The organism is Roseicyclus sp., assembly GCF_052168335.1.
Taxonomy (GTDB): Bacteria; Pseudomonadota; Alphaproteobacteria; order Rhodobacterales; family Rhodobacteraceae; genus Roseibacterium.
In genome coordinates this window covers 1-6,132 of record NZ_JBQLZP010000294.1, presented here as the reverse complement: position 1 = coordinate 6,132, position 6,132 = coordinate 1, and the positions used below count along the sequence as shown (strand labels likewise).

Here is a 6,132-nt window from a genome sequence, read left to right as displayed (position 1 = left end):
GCCACGAACCGTCTCGTCTTCTGCGCGATGCTCAAGTCGCTCGACATCGACCTGAGGCTTGTCGAGGACGGCGCCGAGCTCGTGCAGGCCTACCACGAGGCGCGGCCCGACATGATCCTGACCGACATCGCCATGCCGGGCATGGACGGGATCGCCGCGACGCAGGCCATCCGCGCGCACGAGGCCGGGGAAGGTGCGCCCCGCGTGCCGATCGTGGCGATGACCGCGCACGCGATCGACGGCGACAGGGAGCGTTTCCTCGCCGCCGGCATGGACGACTACCTGCCCAAGCCGCTGCGGAAGGCGCGCCTTCACGCCTGCATCGCCGCCTTCGCGCCGGAAGGACGGAACCCGGTTCCCTGACCTCTCAGGCGCGCCAGTCGCGAATGTCCCCGGCGACCTCGACATGTCCGGTCTCGATGCCGCGCCAGTTCCGGACCGGGCCGTGCGAGAAGGCGACGGCCTCGGGGTGCTCGGCGTCGAGCACGCCCGCCCCGATCAGGAGCCGCGTGATCACTGCCTCCGAGGCGCGCGTGGCGCCGTCCTCGATCTTGACCGCGATGCCCAGACGCCGCTCGGGGATGATCGCGGCGAAGACGCCCTCCGCGCCGGTCTTGATCGCGGCGCGGCCCCCCATCGCGCGCATCAGGCGCGTGCAGGCCCGTCCCTCGCCCGCGACGCAGTCGGGGTGCGCCGCCATCGCCTGCACGAGCCGTCCCATCGCGGCCCCGCGCACGCCGCCCACGTCCTTGGCGCAGGCGAATTCCGCGAGCGCGCGGGCGAAGCCCGACAGCGACAGCGCGAAATTCGGGGCCGAGCAGCCGTCGATCGCGTAGTCTTCGATCGCCTCGCCGCTGACCTCGGCCAGCGCGTCGCGCACCGCGCGCTGCACGGGATGGTCGATCTCGAGATACTCCGGGCCCGCGCCGAGGTGCCGCGACAGGGTCAGAAAGCCCGTGTGCTTGCCGGAGCAGTTGTTGTGGCGCTGGCCGGGCTTGCCCCCCGCGCGGATCAGGGCGTGTTCCGCCGCCTCGTCATAGGGCCAGTGCGCGCCGCAGCGGAGGTCCCCCTCCGCCCGGCCGATCGAGTCGAGCCACGCCTCGACCATGCCGGTATGAAGCGCCGCGCCCTGGTGCGAGGCGCAGGCGAGCGCGAGCTGCGCCGGCGTCAGGCCCGCGGCGTCGGCGGCGCCGCTTTCGACCAGCGGCAGCGCCTGGATCATCTTGATCGCGCTGCGGGGCAGGATGCGCCTGGCCGGGTCGCCCCAGCTCGCCACGAGGCCTTCGTCGCGGTGCCAGATCGCGACGTGGCCGCGATGCGCGCTTTCCACGATGTCGCCCCGCGCGACCCCCACGAGCCGCGCCGCGTCCTTCGCCATGTCCATGCACTCCTCCTCGCGCGTTTGTGTCCGGCGGTTTTCCGCCATCGGGACTTTCGCAGCGGGGCGTGATCCCCTATTGTCCCGACGATATTTCCCAGCGCGTTCCAGTCCTGAACCATAAGCGCGCCGGGCACCAGAGGCAGAGAAGGCTGGAGGCTCACGTGTTGAAGAAGACTTTCTTGACCGGCGCCCTTGCTGCCGCGAGCCTGATCGCGTTCGGCGGATCGCTCCAGGCGCAGGAGGAAAGCACCAACCGCGTCAGCGCGGAGACCGACTGGAGCGTGTTCGTCGAGGAGGACCCGCGGCAGTGCTGGGTCGTCTCGCAGCCGACCACGACCGTCAACACCCGTGACGGCTCGGAGGTCCAGGTGAACCGAGGCGACATCCTGATGTTCGTGAGCTTCTGGCCGGGACAGGAGCGGATGGGCGAGGTCTCGTTCACCGGCGGCTATCCCTACCCGGACGGGCACGTCGTCACCGTCGAGATCGGCAGCGACACGTTCGAGTTCTACACCGAGAACCGCGACGTCGACGGCGGCCGCACCGGCTTCGCCTGGTCCGCCTCGCCCGAGGAGGATGCGCGCCTGATCGCCGCCATGAAGCGCGGCGCCGATGCCGTCGTCACCGGCGTCTCGGCGCGGGGCACCACGACGCGGGACACCTTCTCGCTCATGGGCTTCACCGCCGCGGTCGAGGACGCCGAGACGCGCTGCGCGAACTGAGGGGTTTGCCATCGGGGGCGCGAGGCCTTATCTGTCCCCGGTCCCTCCGGGGACGGAAGCATCAGGGTTCGCTCACATGACCGCCACCGCCCCGATCACGCAGGACGTGCTCACCATCCCGCGCAAGGCGCCCGAGGGCGGCCGCGTGAACCTCGTCGGCCTCACGCGCGACGGGCTGCGCGCCGCGCTGATCGCGGCGGGAACGCCCGAGAAGCAGGCTAAGATGCGCGTCGACCAGATCTGGCAGTGGATCTACCAGAAGGGCGTGCGCGACTTCGCGTCGATGACCAACCTCGCCAAGTCCTACCGGGCGGACCTCGAAGCCGCGTTCGAGATCCGTGTGCCGGAGGTCGTGACCAGGCAGGTCTCCCTCGACGGAACGCGCAAGTATCTCATGCGGATCGCGGGCGGCCACGAGGTCGAGGTCGTCTACATCCCCGAGGAGGATCGCGGCACGCTCTGCATCTCGAGCCAGGTGGGCTGCACTCTCACCTGCTCGTTCTGCCATACCGGCACGCAGAAGCTGGTGCGCAACCTCACGGCGGGCGAGATCGTGGGGCAGGTCATGGTGGCCCGCGACGACCTCGGCGAGTGGGTGAAGCCCGGCGAAGGCTCGGGCGAGCGTCCGCGCCTCATCTCCAACATCGTGCTGATGGGGATGGGCGAGCCGCTCTACAATTTCGAGAACGTGCGCGACGCCATGAAGATCGCGATGGACGGCGAGGGGATCGCCATCTCGCGCCGGCGGATCACGCTGTCCACCAGCGGCGTCGTGCCCGAGATCGCGCGCTGCGCCGAGGAGATCGGCTGCATGCTGGCCGTGTCCTTCCACGCCACCACCGACGAGGTGCGCGACCGCCTGGTGCCGATCAACAAGCGCTGGCCGATCGCCGAGCTTCTCGATGCGCTCCGCGCCTATCCGAAGGCCTCGAACTCCGAGCGGATCACCTTCGAATACGTGATGCTGAAGGGCGTGAACGACAGCGACGAGGACGCGAAGTGGCTGGTGAAGCTGATCGCGGGCATCCCGGCGAAGATCAACCTGATCCCGTTCAACGAATGGCCGGGCGCGCCTTACGAGCGGTCCGACTGGTCGCGGATCGAGCGCTTCGCCGACATCGTCTACAAGGCGGGGTATGCAAGCCCGATCCGCACGCCGCGGGGCGAGGACATCATGGCCGCCTGCGGTCAGCTCAAGTCCGCGACCGAGCGCGCACGCAAGTCGCGGGCGGAGATCGCCGCCGAGGCGGGCCTCACCTCCTGAGCCGGCCGACGCGGACGAGCGCTTCGGCACAAAAGGAAAAGGCGGCCCGGCAAGCGGACCGCCTTTCCTGTTACGTCCGATCCGAAGATCAGTTGTGGTGGATCGCTGCGGCGATCAGGATCAGGGCCAGAACCGGCACCAGGATCCCGCCAGCCGTGCTCGACGTGTCTTCCACGATCACGACGGGCTCGACGACCGGCTGAACCATGCCGCCGGCGAACGCGCCGGTGGCCACGACCGACAGAGCGGCAGCAAGAGCGAGTTTCTTCATAATATCCTCCAAGATACGCCCCGTTTTGTGCGTCATGCACAGGTTTAGGGCACCCAAGACTGTACCTCGTGAGACTCTTTAAGCAGCAATACCCGGGGATTGCAATGCCGGCGCAATTTCCGGCGCCCGCGGAAAGGGGCCGTGTCGTCAATTTGGCAACACTCCGCAGCGGGCCTGTGCCGCACTGCGGCAAGGACGGACCCGCCGCTTTCAGGAACGCCGCACAACGCCATGAAAACAAGGCGATTCGCGAGGATCGCGTCAAGCAGAAAAGGCGCGAGAACGGGGCTCCGGCGAGAGTATCTCACAGCCGGAAGGTGATGCACGCGGACGCGGATGCAACAACCTGTAGGGGATCGCTCAACAGTGCCGCGCGGCCCGCCAACGCCGCGGATCAGGGATGGATCGTGATCGGCGTGCCGTCCCGCACCATCGCGTAGATCTGACGCATCTCGCGGTCGGTGACGGCGATGCAGCCCGCGGTCCAGTCGTCCGTCCTGCGGAACTCGCGCGGCGTTCCGTGGATGAAGATGTCGCCGCCGGGGTCGAGCCCCGCCTCGCGGGCCGCCTCGATGTGGTGCGCCTGCGGATAGTCGATGCCGAGCGAGAGGTAGAACTCGCTGTTCGGGTTGCGCCGGTCGATGAAGAACTCGCCCTCGGGCGTGCGCCCGTCGCCTTCCTCGAATTTCTGTCCTTCGGGCGCGAAGCCGAGCTCGATCTCGTAGGTCTCGAGCACCTCGTCGTGGTGCCAGAGAATCATCGTCCGGCTCGCCTTGAAGACCTCGACCCGCGTGACCTCGGGGCCGTCATACTCGATGAACTTCGGCGCGGCGCAGCCCGCCAGAAGCGCCAGCGCCGCAAGCGCGCTCAGAACCGTTGCTCTCATGACCTGCAGCCTCGACGGGGTTCTTGTTTCTTGCCGGAGACATACACCGTTTTCGGCGGTCGTGGCAGCGTCAATCTTCCGCCTCCGCGGAAAGCAGCGCAGCGAGTCCGGCGCGGTAGTCCGGGTAGCGCAGGCGCACGCCGAGTTCGGTCTTGATCCGGTCGTTCCGCACGCGCTTGCTCTCGGCGTAGAAGCTGCGCGCCATGGGGCCGAGCTCCGCCTCCTCGAAGGGGATCTCGGGCGGCGGCGGCAGGCCGAGGCGTTCGGCCGCGTGCGCGATCACATCCTCGGGCGGGGCGGGGTCGTCGTCGCAGACGTTGTAGGCGGCGCCGGGGTTCGGGTGCCGCATCGAGGCGATGAGAACCTGGGCGATGTCCTCGACGTGGCAGCGGCTGAAGACCTGGCCGGGCTTCACGATCCGGCGGGCGGTGCCGTTGCGGACCTTCTCGAAGGGTCCGCGCCCCGGTCCGTAGATGCCCGCGAGCCGGAAGATATGGACGGGCAGCCCGTGGTCGCGGTGGAGCCTGCGCCACGCCTCCTCGGCGGCGACGCGGGCGCGGCCGCGCTCGGTCGAGGGGGTAAGCGGCGTCTCCTCGTCGACCCAGCCGCCCTCGTGATCGCCGTAGACGCCCGTGGTGGAGAGGTAGCCGACCCAGTCGAGATGTGACGCCGCTTCGGCCAGCGCCTCGCGAAGCTCCGCGAGGACGGGGTCGCCGTCGGGCCCGGGGCCGGCCGTGGCGAGGACGTGGGTGGCCGTTTCGAGGTCCGCCGCGAGATCGTCGCCGGGAAAGACTCGAGCCGTCAGCCCTTCACGAGCGAGCGCCTCGGCTTTCTCGCGGCTCCGCGTCGTGACGACGAAGTCGCGGGGCCAGTCGGCGGGCCATTCCGCCACCAGCGTCCGCGCCGTGTAGCCCATGCCGAAGATCACGAGTCTCATCGCAGCCTCTCCATTGCCCAACGCGCCGCGTCCGCCACGCCCTCGTCCGGGTCGTCGGCCAGCGCCTCCGCCACGGCGCGGAGGTGGCGCGCGCCCGAATTCCCGATCGCATAGAGCACGTTGCGCACGAAGCGGTCACGCCCGATCCGCTTGATGGGACTGCCCGAGAACCGCGCGCGGAAGCCCGCGTCGTCGAGCGCGGCAAGTTCGGCCAGGTCCGGCGCCACGAGATCCTCCCGCGCCGCATAGCGGGTCTCGGTGGCCGCGACGGCGAACTTGTTCCAGGGGCAGACGGCGAGGCAGTCGTCGCAGCCGTAGATCCGGTTGCCGAGGCCGGGGCGCAGCGCAGGATCGACCGGCCCGCGATGCTCGATCGTCAGGTAGGAGATGCAGCGCCGCGCGTCGAGCTGGTAGGGCGCGGGAAAGGCCTTGGTCGGGCAGATGTCGAGGCAGGCGCGGCAGCTTCCGCAATGGTCCTCGCCGGGCGTGTCGGGCGACAGCTCGACCGTGGTGAAGATCGCGCCGAGGAAGATCCAGTTGCCGAGGTCGCGGCCGAGGAGGTTCGTGTGCTTGCCCTGCCAGCCGAGCCCGGCGGCGGCGGCGAGCGGCTTTTCCATCACCGGGGCGGTGTCGACGAAGACCTTGATCTCCCCGCCGGGGCACCGGTCGAG

8 protein-coding genes are annotated in these 6,132 nt (G+C 69.3%); 3 read left to right on the top strand and 5 right to left on the bottom strand.

Going from position 1 to position 6,132, the window contains the following annotated elements; genetic code table 11:
* Positions 1-363, top strand: a 363-nt coding sequence (locus tag ACTS11_RS09110) for a response regulator (RefSeq protein ID WP_442640008.1), incomplete at its 5' end; no start/stop codon positions are given.
* A gap of 4 nt (positions 364-367) precedes the next feature.
* Here ACTS11_RS09110 and ACTS11_RS09105 read toward each other — a convergent pair.
* Complete coding sequence (locus ACTS11_RS09105) at positions 368-1,384, bottom strand: asparaginase (protein WP_442640007.1); 1,017 nt, start codon at positions 1,382-1,384, stop codon at positions 368-370.
* A 176-nt stretch (positions 1,385-1,560) separates the two neighbouring features.
* Here ACTS11_RS09105 and ACTS11_RS09100 point away from each other — a divergent pair, with 176 nt between their 5' ends.
* Both ACTS11_RS09100 and rlmN read left to right on the top strand, forming a co-directional pair.
* Positions 1,561-2,103: an invasion associated locus B family protein gene (locus ACTS11_RS09100; RefSeq protein WP_442640006.1), complete on the top strand. Its 543-nt coding sequence runs from the start codon at positions 1,561-1,563 to the stop codon at positions 2,101-2,103.
* A 76-nt stretch (positions 2,104-2,179) separates the two neighbouring features.
* Positions 2,180-3,367 (top strand): 23S rRNA (adenine(2503)-C(2))-methyltransferase RlmN, encoded by a 1,188-nt coding sequence (gene rlmN / locus ACTS11_RS09095; RefSeq protein ID WP_442640005.1) that lies wholly within the window; start codon positions 2,180-2,182, stop codon positions 3,365-3,367.
* 88 nt (positions 3,368-3,455) lie between these two features.
* Here rlmN and ACTS11_RS09090 read toward each other — a convergent pair whose 3' ends face one another.
* The 4 genes from ACTS11_RS09090 to queG all read right to left on the bottom strand — a co-directional run.
* Positions 3,456-3,638, bottom strand: coding sequence for a hypothetical protein (locus ACTS11_RS09090; protein WP_442640004.1), 183 nt, complete (start codon positions 3,636-3,638; stop codon positions 3,456-3,458).
* Positions 3,639-4,032: 394 nt separating this feature from the next.
* Positions 4,033-4,524, bottom strand: coding sequence for a L,D-transpeptidase family protein (locus ACTS11_RS09085; protein ID WP_442640003.1), 492 nt, complete (start codon positions 4,522-4,524; stop codon positions 4,033-4,035).
* Positions 4,525-4,594: 70 nt separating this feature from the next.
* Positions 4,595-5,461: an SDR family oxidoreductase gene (locus tag ACTS11_RS09080; RefSeq protein WP_442640002.1), complete on the bottom strand. Its 867-nt coding sequence runs from the start codon at positions 5,459-5,461 to the stop codon at positions 4,595-4,597.
* Positions 5,458-6,132, bottom strand: a 675-nt coding sequence (queG, locus tag ACTS11_RS09075; RefSeq protein ID WP_442640001.1) for a tRNA epoxyqueuosine(34) reductase QueG, incomplete at its 5' end; no start/stop codon positions are given. The genes queG and ACTS11_RS09080, both read right to left, overlap by 4 nt.

What these genes read in the sequence shown, in the direction of transcription:
- ACTS11_RS09105 (WP_442640007.1), bottom strand. Translation starts at nt 1,384, where the DNA reads ATGGACATGGCGAAGGACGCGGCGCGGCTCGTGGGGGTCGCGCGGGGC.
- rlmN (WP_442640005.1), top strand. Translation starts at nt 2,180, where the DNA reads ATGACCGCCACCGCCCCGATCACGCAGGACGTGCTCACCATCCCGCGC.
- ACTS11_RS09090 (WP_442640004.1), bottom strand. Translation starts at nt 3,638, where the DNA reads ATGAAGAAACTCGCTCTTGCTGCCGCTCTGTCGGTCGTGGCCACCGGC.
- ACTS11_RS09085 (WP_442640003.1), bottom strand. Translation starts at nt 4,524, where the DNA reads ATGAGAGCAACGGTTCTGAGCGCGCTTGCGGCGCTGGCGCTTCTGGCG.
- ACTS11_RS09080 (WP_442640002.1), bottom strand. Translation starts at nt 5,461, where the DNA reads ATGAGACTCGTGATCTTCGGCATGGGCTACACGGCGCGGACGCTGGTG.